Source organism: Paenibacillus lentus (genome assembly GCF_042714055.1).
Classification (GTDB): Bacteria; Bacillota; Bacilli; order Paenibacillales; family Paenibacillaceae; genus Fontibacillus; species Fontibacillus lentus_A.
Genome location: NZ_JBHGVC010000002.1, coordinates 340,380 through 358,340, shown reverse-complemented (window position 1 = coordinate 358,340; position 17,961 = coordinate 340,380). Strand labels below are relative to the sequence as shown.

Below are 17,961 nucleotides of genomic sequence, written 5' to 3'. Positions count from 1 at the left end.
TCTATTTATAAGCAACACCCCGGTCAGGAAGACGTAGTCTTCTTCTGCCGGGGTGTTTATTTGTGCATATTTCGCATATTTGATACTTTAGCTCATTCTCAGCTTCGCTGCTGTTCAATTTTCTCAGCCAGCTCGTTTAAATACGTCCAGCGATCCATCAGCCGCTCAAGCTCGGCCTCCGCTTCCTGCTGCTCCGCCATCAGCTCCTGCAATCTGGCGGCATCACTGGCTGCTTGCTCCATGGAAGCAGCAATATCGGTAAGCCGCTGCTCCGCGGCTTCAACAAGGCCGTCAATCGCTTCATATTCCCGCTGCTCATTATAGCTGAACTTCACTCGCTCGATGCGGGCCTGATCCTTCTGGCTTCCCGAACCGGAAGCTTGCCCGCCTCCGCTGGCGGAAGCCGATGCTGCCGCGGAAACTTCCCTGCTCTTCGAGCCGCTGCCGCTTCCCTTTCCAGATCCGGCGTCCACGCCTTTGGCAAGCTGCTGAAGCCGCTCTTCGTAATCGCTGTAGTCGCCGACATGAAGAGCAACGACGCCGTCTCCCTCAAAGGCCATGATTTTATCCACGGTGCGATCCAGAAAATAACGATCATGGGAAACGACGAACACGGCTCCCGGAAATTCATCCAAATAAGCTTCCAGCACCGTCAGCGTCTGGATGTCAAGATCATTCGTCGGCTCATCGAGCAGCAGCACGTTCGGAGCCCCCATCAGGACGCGGAGCAAATAAAGCCGGCGCTTCTCGCCGCCCGACAGCTTGGCAATCGGCGTCCACTGCATCGTCGGCGAGAATAGGAACCGCTCCAGCATCTGAGCTGCCGTAATCCGCGATCCGTCGGCTGTCGTTACGACCTCCGCCTCCTCCTTGATGTACTCGATGACTCTCTGCTTGTCATCCATTTCCTGATGCTCCTGCGTAAAGAATCCCAGCTTCACGGTCTGTCCCAGCTCTACATAGCCATGATCCGGCTCTACGCGGCCGGCGATCATATTGAGCAGCGTCGATTTGCCGCTGCCATTCGGGCCGACAATGCCGACGCGATCCCCTGGAACGGCGGTATAAGTCAGCTCTTCAATCAGAAGGCGATCTCCCGCAGACTTGCTTAATTCGGAAATTTCAACAATTTTTCGTCCCAGCCTCGTCGAAGCCACGGAAATATCGAGCTGATCGCTCTTGTATTCCGTTTTCTCCTCCTGCAGCTTCTCGAACCGTTCTATTCTCGCCTTCTGCTTCGTCGTCCTTGCTCTGGCGCCTCTCCTGATCCAGGCGAGCTCGGTTCGCAGCAGGTTCTGCCGCTTCTGCTCAGCCGATGCTTCCCGCTCCTCCCGCTCGCTCTTTAGTTCCAGGAAGCGGCTGTAATTTGCTTCATAGCGGAACAGGCGGCCATGATCCAGCTCCAGCATCACGTTGCACACCCGATCCAGAAAATAACGATCATGCGTAATGAGGAGCAGCGCACCGCGCCGTCTTTGCAAATAAGACTCCAGCCACGCTACCGAATCGTTATCGATATGGTTGGTAGGCTCGTCCAGAATAAGCAGCTCGGATGGAATAATGAGCGCCGAAGCCAGGGCGATTCGTTTACGCTGTCCGCCCGACAGCTCCCCGACCTTCGCGCCAAAATCGGTAATTCCAAGCTTGGATAACACGCTCTTCGCTTCGCTTTCCAAGCCCCAAGCCTGAAGTCGATCCATCTCCTGGCTCCATTTCGTTACCTCGGCCTGTAGCTGCTCATTTGTGGGATTCAGCTCAAGCTTGTCTACCGCTGCTATATATTCGGATACGGTTTGCAGCGTCGAATCGCCGCCCTGGAACACCTGGCGCAGCACCGTCGTCTCGGGATCAAAATCCGGATTTTGCGGCAGGCAGGCGATCCGCACATCATTGTTTACGGCGATGCGGCCGGAATCAGGCACCTCAAGCCCAGCAACAATGCGCAGAAAGGTGGACTTTCCTGTCCCGTTTACACCAATCACGCCGATTTTGTCGTACTCCTCCATACCAAAGGAGGCATCTTTAAACAGCACCTTGTCTCCGTAGCTTTTTGATATTTGTTCAACCGTTAGAATATTCATTTCGTTCCCTACTTTACTTAAATTGCGTAACTCCCCAAACGATCAACGCTATACCTTCTTAATTAGACGCATTATCAGCAATTGGTTGTCTGAGCAACCTTAAAGAAGCCATCCTCCCAGCATCAAGGCGAGACCTCCCGCCGCGAGCGAGCTGATCATATTAACCATATCATTATTCAGCCAGCCCCAGCCCCGCAGCGGAACTGTGTTCTCCTGGCAATGTCTGGCCACCTCAACACTGCGGCCGCAAACAGGACAGCGATACATACTCTGCAGCGTAGCCCCAAGATAAGAATCCAGCATCGCTCCGGCAAAGCCGGACAAGCCGCCGATCAGAATCCAGTAGAGCAGCGGCAGCTGTACATCAGAAGTTAGACCGCTCCATAATAATAACAGCCAAGCAGCTCCTCCAATGAGGATAGCTCCTGCCAAAGCTGCCGAGCTTCCGAGCAGCGATACCCCTCCGGACGTGCCGTGAGTCAAGAGCTTGCCGTTTATAATCGACCTTGGCGGCCTCCGGCTGAGACTGCCCCACTCCGTTGCCCAAGTATCAGCGGTAACTGAAGCCATCACGCCGACAAAAAACAAGGCCCATCCAGGATCAGGCCAGAGCGCATTGCCGATGCAGGCAGCCATCCCCAGCCCTCCGTTAGCCATTACTTGTCCCGCATCCCTAGTTCCCGATTTAGCGTAGCTTTTCTCCGTCTCCCGCTTTTGATCTGCTTTTAGCTTGGAGAATACGCTGGATGAAATAAAGAATAACAGCAATATACCGAACCAAAACAAATTCCCGGCTCCAAAATATACCGTTCCCATCACCGCAGCGGCCAGCATGCCCGACAGGCTGAGCGACCTTTTCCAGTAAGCTGCTGCGGATACGGCAATCGCGCAAATAGCTCCTATAATCCAGTTCATGCTTATGGAGTTGGATCGGAGCCAAGTCGAACAGTGCAGCTGCCAAGAAGCTGACCAGCATACACCAGTTCCAGCTTGTCCCCGTCAGCTACAGGCCCGACACCCTCAGGCGTCCCCGTAAAAATCAGATCACCCTCGCCTAATCCATAATTTTTCGCGATATAATCGACGATTTGCTGCAAGGAAAAAATCATATGGCTGGTATTGCCCTGCTGAACGACTTCGCCGTTCTTGCGAAGCACAAAATCTTCCCTAGCCGTATCCGCCTCTCCGGGAAAAGCGATATAAGGCGTCATGGGCGCCGAGTTCAGGAAAGCTTTGGCCGCCGTCCACGGATGCCCCTTGTCCTTCAGCTTGTTCTGGACGTCGCGAAGCGTAAAGTCGATGCCAAACGCAATAACGTCGACAAGATCATCCACAGCCATCCCAGGCTGATAATCCCGGCCGATGCGCAGTACGAGCTCAGCCTCATAATGGACTTCCCCCCGCTCCCCCGGCAGCTCAATGGTGCTGCCATCCATCGGTACTGCGGCGTGGGAAGGCTTCATAAAGATCATTGGTTCAGAGGGTACGTCGTTGCCAAGCTCCTCGATATGCAGCCGGTAATTCCGTCCGACGCAATATATGTTTCTGATTAATTGTTTCATCGCAGGAAGCGCCTCCTAAAGGTTTAAATATTCTAGATAGTTAAGTCTAGATCATAGCGTCTTGCCATATATCAGGACGATTCGTGCAAATAAGAATATCCTCATGCAGCGCTGCCACCCGCCGCATCGTTCGCGCGTCGTCGATCGTCCAGGCCATGACGGAAATACCCAGCTTTGCGGCCCGGGAAGCCAATTCCTTGCTTAAATAACGATGACTGATCGAAAGAAAAGAACAGCGCAGCAATTGCAGGCGCAGCAGCAAGTCCTTCGGCTTGCCTTCAATGATGAGCCCGGTACGAATGCCCCGCGCAACCTCCCTGATTTTAGCCAATATTCGCGGTTCAAAGGAGGTCAATACCACATCATGCTCCATCTGATGCCGTTTAATCGCAGCGACCACCTTCTCTTCAATCCCCGGATACATGTTCCCCTGGGTCTTGATTTCAATGTTGGCCCGAAGCCGCCCGCATACGGCCTTCAGAAACTCATCCAACGTGATAAGGCGTTCTCCTTTGAACTGTTCCGATTTCCAGCTGCCGGCATCCAGCCGCTTCAATTCCGCCCAGGTCTTCTCCCTTACCGGCCCGCGGCCGTTGGTCGTGCGGTTTAAAGTAAAATCATGGATCAGCAACGGAACGCCGTCCTTGCTCAATTGCACGTCTACTTCGACCCACTGCACATACGGATTCTGCATCGCCATGTGCATGGCGGCCATCGTATTCTCCGGCGCCTTGCCTGAGAAGCCCCGGTGAGCCACGCATAAGTTGTTCATCCCTAGAGGCCTCCTTCAGCCATTCATTAGTCGCTGCGCATTAACCTTCAATCAAACTGCGCACCTGTCCGCCGCTGTCAATGGCGATATCCTTGGATAAGCTCTCCACTTTCTTCAGCAACTGAGCACCCTCTTCCCCCTTTAAAGGAACGGGCTGGCCAATTTCCGTGCGGAAGGGGAGCAGCTTCATCTGGCAGTCGCCCTGCTTCGTGCATTTCGCCTCAAATACTGCGGTATCCCACGTATCCGGAGCCGTTGATTTCTTTGTAAAGATAAAGTTGCCTGTGCTGTAGGCGATCCATTTGCCCTTGTACTGCTCCAAGCCTTGAAGCACATGAGGGTGACCCCCAATGATCAGATCCGCCCCGGCGTCAACGAAGGCGTGGGCCAGTGATGTCTGATGCTTCTCCAGCTTCGTCGTCCGTTCCTTGCCCCAATGGGCAACGACAATTACGAGATCGGCATTCTGCCTTGCCCCCTGCACCGCTTTGACAGCTTCCGCAGGATCATAAGCAACGGCCAGGCCCGGCTTGTTCTTGCCGGCAGCCCAATCCGCCTGGGGGATAACTCGGCTGAATCCGCAGAGAGCAATTTTAATCCCTTTACGTTCCAGGTAAAGGGGGGCGTAGGCATCCTGTTTATTTTTGCCGGCTCCAAAAAAGTGAATTTTACTGTCCTTCAAATGCTTCAATGTATCGAGCAGACCTTCAACACCCTGATCCAGCGTATGATTATTAGCTAAATTTACAGCGTCTACCCCGGCTTTATGCATCGATGGCAGCGCTTTGGGCGGGGCCTTGAATACAAATGACTTATCTTCAGCAGGCGTTCCGCGCTCTGTAACCGGAGTCTCCAGATTAAGTACGCTTAAATCGTCGCTGCTGAACAGAGCATGCACATGCTCGTAGGGATAATGATAGCCTTCCTTCGCCAGCTTCGATGCCACGCTTCCCGAGAAAATCGTATCTCCGGCAAAATGAAGATGAACCATTTCGACAGGCTCCTGTTCCTCGGGCAAAGACAGCTCGCCCTCGTCGGCAGGAGGTTCGAACAGATCCGTTCCTTCGTCTGTCCCGCCAGCGGCCGGATCGCCATTGTGCTCTGGAGCTGGCTCCAGATTCTCTTCCTCCGCCTTAGAGATACCTTCGCTATCGTTATGATCACTAGGCGGTTGATCTGCGGGATATTCCACAGGAGCCGGCTCATTGCTTCCCTCATTGTCCGGGGAGGTGCGTTCTCCCACATAGTAATAGGCACCTAAGGCAATGATCGCTATAATTAGCGATACATTAAGCGTAAGCCAGAATCGGCTTTGCCGACGCTGCTTCTCCTGTTTTTTTGTCCGATATTTCTCTGATCTTGGTGGGAACATCGCTAACTCCTTTAAACATGGTTCAAACTCATGATTGAACCCTCATTATATTACCTCTAACTAAATGAGAAGCTAAATCATTGCACCAATGATTTTATTATATCAGGTTACCTGAAATAAATAGAACCCCTCGCCTATTTTCAAGCGAAAGGGTTCCTGATTGATCAATTCTCATTGGCAAGCTTGTCTGCCATTTGTTCAGCCAGTTCCTTGGCTTGGCGGATGCAGTCCGGCAGGCCGACGCCGTCAAACGCTGCACCTGTTGCATAAATGCCCGGCAGCGTCTGATCCAGCCTATCCCTAAACTCGGCAATCTGCCGCAAATGATGGACAGGGTACTGGGGCATGGATTTCGGTAAGCGCGTAATTTCCACGAATAACGGCTCTGCCGTAATATTCATCAGCTCCCGCAAGTCCTTTCGAACAAGCTCTATCAGATCCTCATCCGGATAAGATACCTTCTCCTCATCGCCATAACGCCCGACATAGCAGCGCAGGAGCATCTTATCGTCCGGACTCGTATGCAGCCATTTCACGCCTGTCCACGTACAGGCCGTAATGTTGCGTCCTTCCTTGCGGGGAACCAAGAACCCCGAGCCGTCAAACGATCCGCTAACGTCCTCCCGCTCAAAGGCCAGCACGACGTTGGCCACGGAAACGTAGTTAATCGCATCCAGCTCGCTTACGTTCACCAGCGGACGCAGCAAATCAGCCGCAGCAAATGCCGGTGTTGTGACGACTACGTCATCGGCCGAAATCCGTTCGCCGGAGGCAAGAACGACGACATAGCCGGCTTCATCATCACCATCGCCGGTGCGCTCAATCGAGCTTACCTTTGTTTCGAGCCGCTGCTCCACATCATCCAAATCATGCACAAGAGCATGGACAAGACTTTGCAAGCCTTGGCGAAAGGTCAGGAAGGCGCTCTTTTTCGTTCCGGTATGCGTCTCAACAGGCTTTTTGCCTGTCATCATTCCTTTGATCAGACTCCCGTATTTACGCTCCATTTCACCAAACTGCGGGAACGTCGATTGCAGACTGAGACGATAAGTATCTCCGGCATAAATACCCGCTAACAGCGGTTCTGTCATGTTGCTCAGCACTTCCGCTCCAAGGCGGCGCTCGATAAAATCGCCAAGTGACTCGTCCTCCGTACTTTGGCGAGGCGCGCGAACGAGATCCATCAGCGCTCGAAGCTTGCCTCCCCAACTGACGAGCCCGGATTTAAGAAAAGGCCCAAGCTCGGTAGGCACTCCGAGCACAAGCCCCGACGGCATAGGGTGCAGCCGCCCCTGGTTGACGATATACGTCTTCTTCGCTTCCGGATTGGTGGACACCAGCTCGTGATCGAGCTCCAGCTCTTGGGCCAGTTCGACCATCGCCGTTTTGCGGGCCAGGAACGAATCCGGCCCCTTCTCGATTACAAAGCCGTCGCGATGAAGAGTCTCGATCTTGCCGCCGAGCACCTTATCCTTTTCAATGATCGTAATTTCCGGTTTACATCCTTTATCCTTGTAAAATTTACGGATGTAGAAGGCCGCGCTAAGTCCGGTCAAGCCCCCGCCGACGATAACTACCTTGCGGGACGCATCACTCATATTTCACTCATTCCTTTGCCCAAGTGTTCAGGATGACCTCACTTAATGTCTCCATATATAAAGGATCCGTGTTTAAAGAATCGATCCGTTCAAGCCGAATGTCGAGCTCCTTGGCGATCGCTTTGGCCTCGATATCCAGATCGTACAGCACTTCCAGATGGTCCGAGACGAAGCCGACCGGAGCGACGAGTACATCCTCAACCTGTTCCTGGCTAAGGGTACGGAGCGTATCGAGGATATCCGGCCCCAGCCAAGGCTCTGGCGTACGACCAGCGCTTTGCCAGGTAAATTGCCAGGAAGAGACCCCGGCCTTCTCAGCGACAGCGGCAGACGTCTCTAACAGCTGATCCTGGTAAGGGTCGCCCATCGCCAGTATTTTCTCAGGCAGGCTGTGCGCACTGAATAACACTTTGACTTTGCTGCGCTCCGCTCCCGCTTCTTCGAACAGATCCAGCTTGCGAGATACGCGGTCAGCAAAGGCTTGAATCAGCTTCGGATGAAGGTGATAGCTGTTGATGAACTTCATTTGTACGCCGCATTCCTCAGCCTTCGCCTGGGCACGCTTAATATAGCCGCCTACGCTCATGACGGAGTAATGCGGGGCTAGGACGATGCCGATCACTTCCTTAATGCCGTCCTCGGCCAGTTTAGCAACGCCGTCCTCAATGAATGGACGGGCATGCTTCAAGCCCTGATAGCATACATATTCCTGGTTCTTGTCCTGGTTTAACCGATTCAGCGTTTCTTGAAGAGCGGCTACCTGGCTATCCGTGTTGGCTCGCAGCGGAAAAACGCCTCCCACGATGGCCTCGTAGCGGTCTTTAAGCTCTTGCAATTGTTCCTGCGTAGGCGGATGCCCACGGCGAATGTGAGTATAGTAGGATTCTACTTGATCCAGGCTCTCCGGTGTTCCGTAAGACATGATCAATACACCAATTTTGTTCACGATCATCCTTCACCTCTGTCATTTGTCAATTGAGGCATGTCCAGAAAAAGCGTTTATCGATAATGCCTCCGTTTCTGGTACCGCCTTAGTTCGTTTTTAGCGCAGCTCTAGATGCTCAATATTAAATTATTAGCCTATGAATTGCTTCAAGCACATCTCGTCTATGTCGTCTGCAGCTTTTGACGCGCGATAGCTTCGGCGGAATATTCATGAACGTACTCCGTCAGCTCGCGGAGCTTGTCCAGCGATGCTTCAGGGAATAGCCCGTGCCCCAGATTGAAAATAAATCCTGGCGACTCGACTCCTTGATCTATGATTTCCCGGGCATACTCTTTAATAACATCCATTGGGCCAGTCAATACTAAAGGATCTAAATTGCCTTGGATAGCATACTTCCCCTGCGTCCGCCGGCGCCCTTCGCGGATAGGTACGCGCCAGTCTACGCCGATCACGTCGACCTGAAGATCAGTCAGGGTGGGTAGCAGCTCTCCTGAGCTGACGCCTGGAAAGTAGATTTTCGGTACATTCAAATCCTGAAGTTCAGCAAAAATGCGATGAATCGTCGGCAGCACATAAATTTGAAAATCTTTGGCCGACAGTGCGCCTACCCAACTGTCAAACAATTGAAACGCCTTGCCCCCATGCTTGATATGGGCACGCAAATAGGCAATAACCATATCACCGAGCTTCTCCATCAGCTTGTGCCACAGCTGCGGCTCTCCATACATCAAGCTCTTGGTGCGGATATAGTTCTTGGATGGACGGCCTTCGATCAAATAGCTGGCCAGCGTAAACGGAGCTCCTGCAAACGTAATGAGCGGAACGTCCAGCTCTTTGTCCAAAATTGAAATCGTCTTCAGGATGTGGGATAAGTCCTTTTCTACGTCAATCGGCTTCAGCCGGTCAATATCCTCTTTCGTGCGAATCGGATTATGGATAACCGGTCCAACGTCCTTAACAATATCAAAATCAATTCCAATCGAAGCAACCGGATTCATAATGTCGGAATATAAAATAGCGGCATCTACGCCCAGCTTTCTTACGGGCATAAGCGTTACTTCAGCGGCAAGCTCGGGCTGAAGGCAAATTTCAAGCAAGCTGTACTTCTCCTTGATCTTGCGATACTCCGGATCGTATCTTCCCGCCTGGCGCATATACCAGACAGGAGTACGATCTACTTCCTGCCCAAGACAGGCACGAATAAACCGATCATTATAACTCATGTAAGCAAGCCCCCAATATTTAAAATTTCCCTAATTTACATTATGCCCTTTTTAAAAGTAAGTAACAACTATCACACCTGATCATCCGATGACAATACTATGACATCCTTTATCGGGATACTTTAGTAAGTATGATATACTTGATTCGTTTGTGTAAAATATTTAAGTAGTCGGCCAGCTCCAAATTACTTATTCTTACAACGGTCATCGCTGCGAAACAACGAGAAGATGCAGAAAGGAAGTGAGTGAAGTGAAGGACAATAATTCTTGGAAAGTGAACGTCCTTGTGCTTTGGTTCGGTCAATTCCTCGTCAATGCCGGCATGACCATGATCACTCCGTTTCTGTCGCTATACCTGGCAAGAGATTTAAATGTGCATGGCGAGCAAGCGATCGGCTTGTGGGCAGGATCGATATTTGCCGCCAACTTTGCAACTGCTTTTATTTTTCAACCGATATGGGGCAAGCTCGCCGATCGATACGGCCGCAAAATTATGCTGCTTCGCTCCGGCTTCGGGATGGCGATCGTCATTACATTGATGGGCTTCGCCACCCAGCCTTGGCATCTGCTGGCTCTGCGCATGCTGAACGGCACGATTTCCGGCTTCAATCCGGCGGCAGTCGCTCTTGTCTCGGGAACCGCGCCAAAGGAGCGCATGGGCTTTGCCATGGGTGTCGTACAATCCGGTATAGTGGCAGGGACGATTCTCGGCCCGCTTATCGGCGGTTTACTTGCCGAATGGGTTGGATTTAGACCCATTTTCTATATTACGGGGATTCTGCTGTTCATCGCCTCTGTCCTCGCCTTATTATTCGTGCGTGAAAAATTTGATCGCGAGGAAGCAGCGCACGTTCCGCAAATTTCTATCTTGCAGGGTTTTAAGGAGCTGAACAAAACGCCTCAGCTGACCGCGCTGTTCGCGGTAACCTTCCTACTGCAGTTCGCGATGCTGAGCCCAATGTCGCTCCTGCCGATTTACGTGGAGCATCTGCACGGCATAGCAGCCAACGTGCCGTTCTGGGCAGGTGTCGTCAGTGCCTCTACCGGTATATCGAACATGATTACCTCGCCTGTACTCGGCAGGGTCAGCGATAAAATCGGGGCACACCGTATTTTAACCTACTGCTTAATCGGGGCGGCCGCCACGCTGATCCCTCAAGCCTTCGTCCAAAACGTATGGCAGCTGATCATCATCCGCTTCCTGATGGGAGTATTTATGGGCGGGCTTCTGCCGAGCGTCAACGCGCTTATTCGCCACTATACCCCTGACGGCATGGAGAGTCGTGCCTTCGGCTTCAACAGCAGTACGCTGGCTCTAGGGAATATGCTCGGCGCGCTGATTGGCGGATTTTTGTCCGGGTATATCGGCATCGAGGGGATATTCATCATTTCAGGCGTGCTCCTCATAGGCAATACGGTCTGGGTTAGATTGAAGCTGTATTCGAAGCCCAAGCTGTCCTCATTGAAGCAAAGCTAAAATACCGCGAGAAGCTTCACGCCCAAGCAGTTTCCGACAAGCAAGCAGTTCCCAAGATATGAAATAACCTCGCCGCCTGGCGAGGTTATTTCTTTTCAAGCTGCAGCCACCATACATTGAAATACGAATTGATGAAGATCCGTTATTTGACCAGGGCTAGCGCCAAGCCGTCATAAGCCGGCAGAAAAGCGCTGAGCAGACGTTCGTCCCGGGCTATCGTCTCATTGAACTTGCGCATGGCGAGCACGGCGGGGCCGTTTTTCTCCGCATTCAGGGTACGGCCGCGAAGCAGCGTATTGTCTCCCGCAATAATCGCCCCCGGTACAGCCAACTTAATCGCATATTCCAGGTATACCGGGTAATTTTCTTTATCCGCATCGATAAAAAAGAAGCCGAACCGCTTCCCCTGCTGCTCCAATTCGATCAAGCTGTCCAAGGCCGGGCCGATTCGGTAGTCTACAATCTCACCAAACCCGGCTTCTGCCATGTTGCTGCGTGCCAAGGCCGCATTTTCCTCTTTCAGCTCCAACGACAGCAGCTGTCCCTCCTTCCCAGAGAGCCCTCTAGCCATGCATATTCCGCTATAGCCGCCCAGCGCCCCGATTTCCAGAATCGATTTGGCTCCGGAGGTCTTGACGAGCAAAGTCAACAATCTTCCATACCCCGGTACGATCGATACATCTCTCATCCCGCTATCCAGAATCGATTGCTTTACTTTATTTAGCTGCTCATCCTCAGCGTATAACTCTTCGCTATATTGTTCAGGTGTAGTCATCCGTAAACAGGCTCCTTTCAAGTCGAATTCTTTGCCAAATCCGTTTGTATCTTCATCCACATTGTCCTATACTGAATTGTATGGTTTTTAGACGATAACTACAACTGATAATACGGAGTTGATACATTCACATGCCAGGTCCACTGCAATTAATTGCTACCTCCCCCATGGGGCTCGAAGCCGTCGTTGCCCGAGAATTGAAAGAGCTGGGCTACGAAGATACTACGGTCGAGAATGGGCGAGTCAACTTTACAGGAGATCTTATCGACATTTGCCGCTGCAATTTATGGCTGCGCACGTCAGACCGCGTGCTGATCAAAATGGGCGAATTCTCCGCGGTTACCTTCGACGAGCTGTTCGAAGGAACGAAGGCTTTGCCTTGGCAGGATTGGATTCCCGCCCATGGCGAGTTCCCGGTCGAAGGCCGTTCGCATAAGTCCCAGTTAAGCAGCGTTCCCGCTTGTCAGGGCATTGTCAAAAAAGCGATCGTCGATAAGCTGAAAGAATCCTATCATACCGAGTGGTTTGAGGAGAACGGCCCGCGCTATGTCATCGAAATCAATCTTTTGAACGACAAAGCCCTGCTGACCTTGGATACTACCGGACCTGCATTGCATAAACGCGGCTACCGCAAGCTGGCAACGGAAGCACCGCTGAAGGAGACGATGGCCGCGGCGATGATCCTGCTCAGCCGCTGGAACCAGAATCCCTCGCGCCCTTTCTACGATCCTTGCTGCGGATCAGGCACTCTGCCTATTGAAGCCGCGATGATCGGCTGGAATATCGCACCCGGGCTGCGCCGCACCTTCAATTCCGAAGCATGGCCGGTTCTTCCGGAGCCGCTTTGGCAGCAGGCCCGCGAGGAAGCCTTCGATGCGGTAAAGGATGATATTCCGCTAAACATTGCAGGCAGCGATATCGATCCCAAAGCAATTGAAGTGGCCACCGCCGCCGCCAAAAGCGCCGGGCTCGGGAAAGAAATCACCTTCCAGGCCCTGCCCGCGGTCAAAATACAACCGCAAGGCGACTACGGCTGCCTGATCACGAATCCGCCTTATGGCGAACGGATCGGCGAGGAGAAAGAGGTTCGCAGGCTGATCTCCCAGCTTGGCCGAGTCGCTGCTGAGCTGCCGACCTGGTCGTTCTTCGCGTTAACGCCTACCAAGCAGTTCGAGCATGATTTTCAGCGCAAGGCGGATAAGCGCCGCAAGCTGTTTAACGGCCGCATTGAATGCCAATACTTGCAATTTCTCGGCCCCCTTCCTCCGCGCCACTAATGTCGCGGGAAGGGGTTTCCCTTTGAAAGGAGCTTAAATCGTGCCGACGCCTTCAAGCAATAATTCCAAATTCAGCCTTGAAAAGCTGCAACAAAGGCTGCACCCTGCAGCTCTGCGCTTCCGCCATTTCGAATACGCGCTATTCATTATCGCCCTGTTCTGGAAGCTCCGCTATCTTCACGGCAACTTAAAACTAAGCAATATTGATATGAATCAGTTGGATAATATCATTGCGATCGGCTCGATTATCCTCGCTTCATTCTGGACGTTATGGCTGCACGGGCGAGCCCGTACCATGGCTCTTATGCTCCTGAACGTCCTGCTTACGGGCGTCATCTTTGCCGATCTTGTCTATTATCGATATTTTCAGGACTTTATTACGATTCCCGTCCTGCTTCAAGCAGGTCAGGTCGGAGAACTTGGCGAGAGCATCTCCTCCCTCATTTTATTATCTGACCTTTGGCTCATCGTCGATTGGCTCATCGGCCTAGCCGTTCTTAGCCTTGTAATAGTACTCCGAAGAAACGCAGCAGCACACTCTTGGCAAACTCACAACGATCAGGCAAATAGGACAGGCAAACCCAAGCGGCCGATTCGCCGTTTGCTTACTGGGATGCTAGCCTTTGTGATCGGCTATATCATGACAATGGGGCCGATCAATCATTACAAGAACACCTGGGCAGGAGATTTATTCGTGGGCAACTGGTGGAATTTGTCCCTGTATAACATCACCGGGCTGCTCGGATTTCATTATTACGATGGATACCGTTATGCCAAGGAGCATTTAAGCAGCAAGCCGCCGCTAACCGCCGAGGAGCACAAGGAGATTCAGCAATGGTTTCGAAGCGCAGCAGAAAAGCGCTCGATACCGAATGATACTTTTGCCGCCTATGAAGGAAGCAATATAGTCGTTGTCCAGGTTGAGGCGCTGATGAATTTCATGATCGGAAAGACAATCGGCGAAGAGGAAATTACGCCTCATTTTAATCGTTTGATGAAGGACAGTATGTATTTCGCAAACTATTACCATCAGACAGGACAAGGGCGAACCTCGGATGCGGATTTTTCTTCGAACAGCTCGCTGCATCCACTGCCTACAGGTTCGGTCTTTGTCCGCTTTCCGAATCACGATTATGATACGCTGCCGCAAATTCTCGGCGCATCCGGTTATAAGACTGCCGCTTATCATGCGTATGAAGGAAGCTTCTGGAACCGAAATGCGATGTATGATGCGATGGGCTATGATCATTTTTACAGTAAAAAACATTATGTCATGGATGAAGCGCTCGGCTGGTCGCTTGGAGACAAATCCTTCTTTCGCCAGTCTCTTGATTTTATGACAGAGGATGACAAGCAGCCCTTCTACTCCTTTCTGATTACCTTAACTAGCCATCACCCTTACCAGCTGCCGGCTGCGGAACGAAAGCTCGATACCGGCGAATTTAAGGGGACAATGCTTGGCAACTATTTAGAATCGGTGCACTATGCTGATGAAGCATTAGGACAATTGGTCGAGGGAATGAAACAGAAAGGGATTTGGGACAACACGATTTTATATGTATATGGCGACCATGATAATTCCGTCAATGACAAGGAAGCCTACGAGAAATTCTTGGGCAGGTCTCTGTCCGAGCTTGATATGCACCAGATTATGAATCAGGTGCCTCTGCTTATTCATCTGCCGGATCACGGACAAGCCGGAATATATCAAGAGCCTGCGGGACAGCTGGACATGGCCCCATCGCTTCTTCATTTGCTAGGCATCCCTACAGAAAATAACTACATGATGGGGAATAATTTGTTCGGGTTCAGCGACCGTTTTGTCGTTCTGCGTTCCGGCGCATTTACGGACGGACGCCTGTACTACATCCCTTCGGCCGACGGCATGTTTGACCACGGCCAATGCTACAGTCTGGACACGCGCGAACTGACCCGCATAGAGCAGTGTCAGCGAGGCTATGAGGAAGCGAAGCTGCGCTTGTCCATATCCGATCAAGTCATCGAGCGCAATCTGCTGCGGCAGTATCGTTAAACATACAATGACTTGCAGTCCTAAGACTTATCTTTGAAAAAGAGCTGCTTCTCTCACAGAGAGAGAAGCAGCTCTTCTTATAAGCGACATCTGCAATTACTTCGGCTTCTTCACGAAAGGAGCCGCCTTTTCCAGCACCTCGTCCTCTGTCGGGGCGCTGATGTATCGTCCGTTAATATAAACGAACGCCCGCTTGCCGCAGGGACCGCAATATGATTTGCAGCCGATCTTGATCTCTGCATCCGGCGCCAGCTTCTGCAGCTTGGGCACGAATGTCTTCATCCGTATATGATTGCATTTTTCGCATATGCGAATGTCATTAGCCATGTTAATCCCTTCTTCTTTCAAGTGCTAGTGGTCGCCGTGATTTCCTTTGGATGGGTTCGTGATTACGAAGCCTTCCTGCGGGAAATACAAATAGTCGATCTTTACGCCTTCCAGAAGCGGTTCGTTCAGATCAATAATGACATCGATTTCTTTATCCGTAGCCACAACCTGGTCATTCTCGGCAGGCTTGACCAAATCGAGGCCGTAATGTGCATGATCACCATGAGCATGGGTGATGAACACTTTTAGCGTAAGACCCTTGTTCTCTTCCTTATCCAGCTCTTTCTTTATCACCTTCGCCGCATTGCGGGTAATTTTGACGCTCATACGATCGCTCCTATCTTCTAATGACTACCTAACATTCCTATTGTAAAGAATGTCTCCTGTTCACGCAAGCATCCCTCGTTCTCCAGCCCGCGTTTTCTAGACAAGCGGATGCTTCCGCTCGGCTCTGGTAACGAACCAGTCCATCAGCAGCATAGTCACGGCCATATCATCAATCGGAATGAACGGCAGCACGTCCGGCAGCACCCAATAGGCGAGAGCAGGCACAACGAGCAGCAGTTTGTCCAAGACGGGAATCCGCGATGAAGTCAGCAGTCTCGGAACGCGTCGGAATATATGCGACCAATGCCGAAGCGACCACAGTCTTCTCCATTTCATGGCTGCTCCCCTCCCCTTCTGCAATAAGCTAAACTAAAATGATCTTACAAGAACCTTGGCCGTCCTATCCATTATCGAAGGATCCACCTATGAATTACAATACCCTATTTGGACAAATTTAAAAAAACAACCCGGGGTTACCCCCGGACAAACTCAGTCAGCAATGGCGCTATCTCGCCGTAAATAATCTCGAACTGCCCTGTCGGCAGCGGATTTACGCCCTCTCCCGCCTCAATCGTAAAGCCGGGGCGGCGAAATTCGCTAATGAACCAGTCCTTATAGCCTGCATCACTGCCCGTAAGCTTTATCGCCTCATATCCGCTGGCTTCAGCCAAACGCCCGGCTAGCTGCTCCGAGCTATCCGGCTCCATGTCCCGGTAATTCCAATATATCTCCCGGCCCTGGGTATGCAGCGACGCTACTCTGCTGAAGCCGAGCCTTCTTGTCAGGCTGGCAAGTGCGGCTGCCTCCGGCTCGCAAAGCGGCATTTCTCCTCCGTAATCCTGAGAGGCGGGGCCAGCCATTCCTCGCCGGGCGCGCTCCTCTTCCCACCCCGCCGGGAATTGATCGTTAAGATCAACTCCGCGGATATTCGCTTTCCAGCGAGTGAAGTCCTTCTGCCCCGCATTCCACTTGATCAACTGCTCCCTAAAAGGACAGCCCGGCCATAAGCCATCCTGCGATAAATTCATGCCGTCTGGATTCACCATCGGTACCGCCCATAAAGCTACATCGTTCAACCGCTTTGCGAGTAGACTGCCGCTGTTATCAGCTTTGCGATTCTCAGACTGTAGAGAAGCTGCCAGCTCTTCGATAAAGCGGAGCAGCAGCGGCGTAGTGATCCATTCATTGGCATGGACAGAGGCATTCACATGAATGCAGTCGGCTCCTTTTCCAATCACCAGCGCATCGATGGACCTACCCAGCACGCTTTTGCCAATCTCGACACGCGTCAAACCCTCATATCGATCTAATAACTGCCCGATATGGACTACCCCGTCCTCATAACGATACCCATCATACACACGCACGATAGGTTTTTGGCCATTGATCTCTGACGCCAACACGGATCTCCTCCCTTATGAAAGCTAGGTTTATTGAGAGATACGACGACATCTGGTTTGCTATTTGTTTATAAAATAGACGACTGCCGCAAGTATAGCTAAGTGCACCGGATAGAACATTCTCCAAATCCAACGGGGCACGCGCCATGACTCCAGCTTCCTCCACAAATTCGGCCCATACACGATCAGCATCGTAGGGATAATGCTGAATAACTGGATCAACCAGCCATAGGTAAACAGGGCAGCCAAATTTAATAGCAAATGCATCCCTACGAGCATGGGGCCGGTCTTCATATAATTGAATATAAGCATAAGAAGCAATCCATATGCCCCATATTCGAACGGAAAGACCTCATATAAGACGCAAGCAAAGGCAATCAACGTAAAGGAGGCCCAGCCTGGGGACAGTCCGTCAAGCACGCGCATAAGAATCACGGCTACGCATAGAGAGGCTACGACGTTCAGTTCATTTGTGTCGAAAGCCAGCTGATACGGAATTTGCGACAAGACAGCGATGGCAATTAGCCGAACTACATATTTACCGTGAGAGGATGTGTGTTGATGCCCTTGCGCCAAAGCGTACGCATATAGAGGAAATGCGATGCGACCAATGATTCTCCAGAGAGGCTGACCCGGGAAAAATAGCAGCCCAACATGGTCGATCAGCATCGTTAACATGGCAAGTAACTGCATCAATATCCTCCTTTATAAATTTTATGATGTTCTTTTGAAGTGATTTTGCTTACACTTGAGTAGGTATAATTACCTGCATCAAGAGATTTGGGGGAGTTC

General features: G+C 51.6%; 17 protein-coding genes. 3 read left to right on the top strand and 14 right to left on the bottom strand.

Annotation, left to right across the window (positions count from 1 at the left end; genetic code table 11):
• Positions 1-98: 98 nt before the first annotated feature.
• The 8 genes from ACE3MQ_RS05270 to hemE all read right to left on the bottom strand — a co-directional run bounded on the left by ACE3MQ_RS05270 (position 99) and on the right by hemE (position 9,554).
• A complete protein-coding gene (locus tag ACE3MQ_RS05270; RefSeq protein ID WP_379391353.1) occupies positions 99-2,081 on the bottom strand; it encodes an ABC-F family ATP-binding cassette domain-containing protein in 1,983 nt (660 codons plus the stop codon).
• Positions 2,082-2,180: 99 nt separating this feature from the next.
• Entirely contained in the window at positions 2,181-2,996 is an 816-nt protein-coding gene (locus ACE3MQ_RS05265; RefSeq protein WP_379391351.1) for a DUF92 domain-containing protein, read from the bottom strand.
• 2 nt (positions 2,997-2,998) lie between these two features.
• A complete protein-coding gene (locus tag ACE3MQ_RS05260) occupies positions 2,999-3,643 on the bottom strand; it encodes a fumarylacetoacetate hydrolase family protein (protein ID WP_379391349.1) in 645 nt (214 codons plus the stop codon).
• Between the two features lie 46 nt (positions 3,644-3,689).
• Positions 3,690-4,415: a glycerophosphodiester phosphodiesterase gene (locus ACE3MQ_RS05255; RefSeq protein ID WP_379391347.1), complete on the bottom strand. Its 726-nt coding sequence runs from the start codon at positions 4,413-4,415 to the stop codon at positions 3,690-3,692.
• Between the two features lie 40 nt (positions 4,416-4,455).
• The gene (locus ACE3MQ_RS05250; protein ID WP_379391345.1) at positions 4,456-5,787 is read right to left on the bottom strand and encodes a CapA family protein; all 1,332 of its coding nucleotides are present in this window, start codon (positions 5,785-5,787) and stop codon (positions 4,456-4,458) included.
• Positions 5,788-5,951: 164 nt separating this feature from the next.
• Positions 5,952-7,385 (bottom strand): protoporphyrinogen oxidase, encoded by a 1,434-nt coding sequence (gene hemY, locus ACE3MQ_RS05245; protein ID WP_379391343.1) that lies wholly within the window; start codon positions 7,383-7,385, stop codon positions 5,952-5,954.
• A 7-nt stretch (positions 7,386-7,392) separates the two neighbouring features.
• Positions 7,393-8,334, bottom strand: coding sequence for a ferrochelatase (gene hemH, locus ACE3MQ_RS05240; RefSeq protein WP_379391863.1), 942 nt, complete (start codon positions 8,332-8,334; stop codon positions 7,393-7,395).
• 158 nt (positions 8,335-8,492) lie between these two features.
• Positions 8,493-9,554, bottom strand: a complete 1,062-nt coding sequence (gene hemE / locus ACE3MQ_RS05235) for a uroporphyrinogen decarboxylase (protein ID WP_379391341.1) — start codon at positions 9,552-9,554, stop codon at positions 8,493-8,495.
• A 250-nt stretch (positions 9,555-9,804) separates the two neighbouring features.
• On the opposite strand from hemE, the gene ACE3MQ_RS05230 reads away from it, so the two are divergent.
• Positions 9,805-11,031 carry an MFS transporter gene (locus tag ACE3MQ_RS05230; RefSeq protein ID WP_379391339.1) on the top strand — a complete coding sequence of 409 codons (1,227 nt, stop codon included), beginning with the start codon at positions 9,805-9,807 and terminating at the stop codon, positions 11,029-11,031.
• A 142-nt stretch (positions 11,032-11,173) separates the two neighbouring features.
• Here ACE3MQ_RS05230 and ACE3MQ_RS05225 read toward each other — a convergent pair whose 3' ends face one another.
• Positions 11,174-11,806, bottom strand: a complete 633-nt coding sequence (locus ACE3MQ_RS05225) for an O-methyltransferase (RefSeq protein ID WP_379391337.1) — start codon at positions 11,804-11,806, stop codon at positions 11,174-11,176.
• A gap of 131 nt (positions 11,807-11,937) precedes the next feature.
• On the opposite strand from ACE3MQ_RS05225, the gene ACE3MQ_RS05220 reads away from it, so the two are divergent.
• Together ACE3MQ_RS05220 and ACE3MQ_RS05215 are read left to right on the top strand one after the other, a co-directional pair.
• The gene (locus ACE3MQ_RS05220; RefSeq protein ID WP_379391335.1) at positions 11,938-13,083 is read left to right on the top strand and encodes a THUMP domain-containing class I SAM-dependent RNA methyltransferase; all 1,146 of its coding nucleotides are present in this window, start codon (positions 11,938-11,940) and stop codon (positions 13,081-13,083) included.
• Between the two features lie 40 nt (positions 13,084-13,123).
• Entirely contained in the window at positions 13,124-15,115 is a 1,992-nt protein-coding gene (locus ACE3MQ_RS05215) for an LTA synthase family protein (protein ID WP_379391333.1), read from the top strand.
• Between the two features lie 96 nt (positions 15,116-15,211).
• On the opposite strand, the gene ACE3MQ_RS05210 is transcribed toward ACE3MQ_RS05215, so the two are convergent.
• The 5 genes from ACE3MQ_RS05210 to ACE3MQ_RS05190 form a co-directional block, all read right to left on the bottom strand.
• Complete coding sequence (locus tag ACE3MQ_RS05210) at positions 15,212-15,442, bottom strand: DUF1450 domain-containing protein (protein WP_379391331.1); 231 nt, start codon at positions 15,440-15,442, stop codon at positions 15,212-15,214.
• Between the two features lie 24 nt (positions 15,443-15,466).
• Complete coding sequence (locus tag ACE3MQ_RS05205; RefSeq protein ID WP_379391329.1) at positions 15,467-15,769, bottom strand: iron-sulfur cluster assembly accessory protein; 303 nt, start codon at positions 15,767-15,769, stop codon at positions 15,467-15,469.
• Between the two features lie 96 nt (positions 15,770-15,865).
• Positions 15,866-16,105 (bottom strand): YkvA family protein, encoded by a 240-nt coding sequence (locus ACE3MQ_RS05200; RefSeq protein ID WP_379391327.1) that lies wholly within the window; start codon positions 16,103-16,105, stop codon positions 15,866-15,868.
• Between the two features lie 137 nt (positions 16,106-16,242).
• On the bottom strand, positions 16,243-17,172 hold the full coding sequence (locus ACE3MQ_RS05195; protein WP_379391325.1) for a M14 family metallopeptidase: 930 nt from the start codon (positions 17,170-17,172) through the stop codon (positions 16,243-16,245).
• A gap of 57 nt (positions 17,173-17,229) precedes the next feature.
• A complete protein-coding gene (locus ACE3MQ_RS05190; RefSeq protein ID WP_379391323.1) occupies positions 17,230-17,862 on the bottom strand; it encodes a TraX family protein in 633 nt (210 codons plus the stop codon).
• Positions 17,863-17,961: the final 99 nt, after the last annotated feature.

What these genes read in the sequence shown, in the direction of transcription:
- hemY (WP_379391343.1), bottom strand. Translation starts at nt 7,385, where the DNA reads ATGAGTGATGCGTCCCGCAAGGTAGTTATCGTCGGCGGGGGCTTGACC.
- ACE3MQ_RS05190 (WP_379391323.1), bottom strand. Translation starts at nt 17,862, where the DNA reads ATGCAGTTACTTGCCATGTTAACGATGCTGATCGACCATGTTGGGCTG.
- ACE3MQ_RS05205 (WP_379391329.1), bottom strand. Translation starts at nt 15,769, where the DNA reads ATGAGCGTCAAAATTACCCGCAATGCGGCGAAGGTGATAAAGAAAGAG.
- ACE3MQ_RS05265 (WP_379391351.1), bottom strand. Translation starts at nt 2,996, where the DNA reads ATGAACTGGATTATAGGAGCTATTTGCGCGATTGCCGTATCCGCAGCA.
- ACE3MQ_RS05210 (WP_379391331.1), bottom strand. Translation starts at nt 15,442, where the DNA reads ATGGCTAATGACATTCGCATATGCGAAAAATGCAATCATATACGGATG.
- hemE (WP_379391341.1), bottom strand. Translation starts at nt 9,554, where the DNA reads ATGAGTTATAATGATCGGTTTATTCGTGCCTGTCTTGGGCAGGAAGTA.
- ACE3MQ_RS05225 (WP_379391337.1), bottom strand. Translation starts at nt 11,806, where the DNA reads ATGACTACACCTGAACAATATAGCGAAGAGTTATACGCTGAGGATGAG.
- ACE3MQ_RS05260 (WP_379391349.1), bottom strand. Translation starts at nt 3,643, where the DNA reads ATGAAACAATTAATCAGAAACATATATTGCGTCGGACGGAATTACCGG.
- ACE3MQ_RS05220 (WP_379391335.1), top strand. Translation starts at nt 11,938, where the DNA reads ATGCCAGGTCCACTGCAATTAATTGCTACCTCCCCCATGGGGCTCGAA.
- ACE3MQ_RS05255 (WP_379391347.1), bottom strand. Translation starts at nt 4,415, where the DNA reads ATGAACAACTTATGCGTGGCTCACCGGGGCTTCTCAGGCAAGGCGCCG.
- ACE3MQ_RS05270 (WP_379391353.1), bottom strand. Translation starts at nt 2,081, where the DNA reads ATGAATATTCTAACGGTTGAACAAATATCAAAAAGCTACGGAGACAAG.
- ACE3MQ_RS05200 (WP_379391327.1), bottom strand. Translation starts at nt 16,105, where the DNA reads ATGAAATGGAGAAGACTGTGGTCGCTTCGGCATTGGTCGCATATATTC.
- ACE3MQ_RS05250 (WP_379391345.1), bottom strand. Translation starts at nt 5,787, where the DNA reads ATGTTCCCACCAAGATCAGAGAAATATCGGACAAAAAAACAGGAGAAG.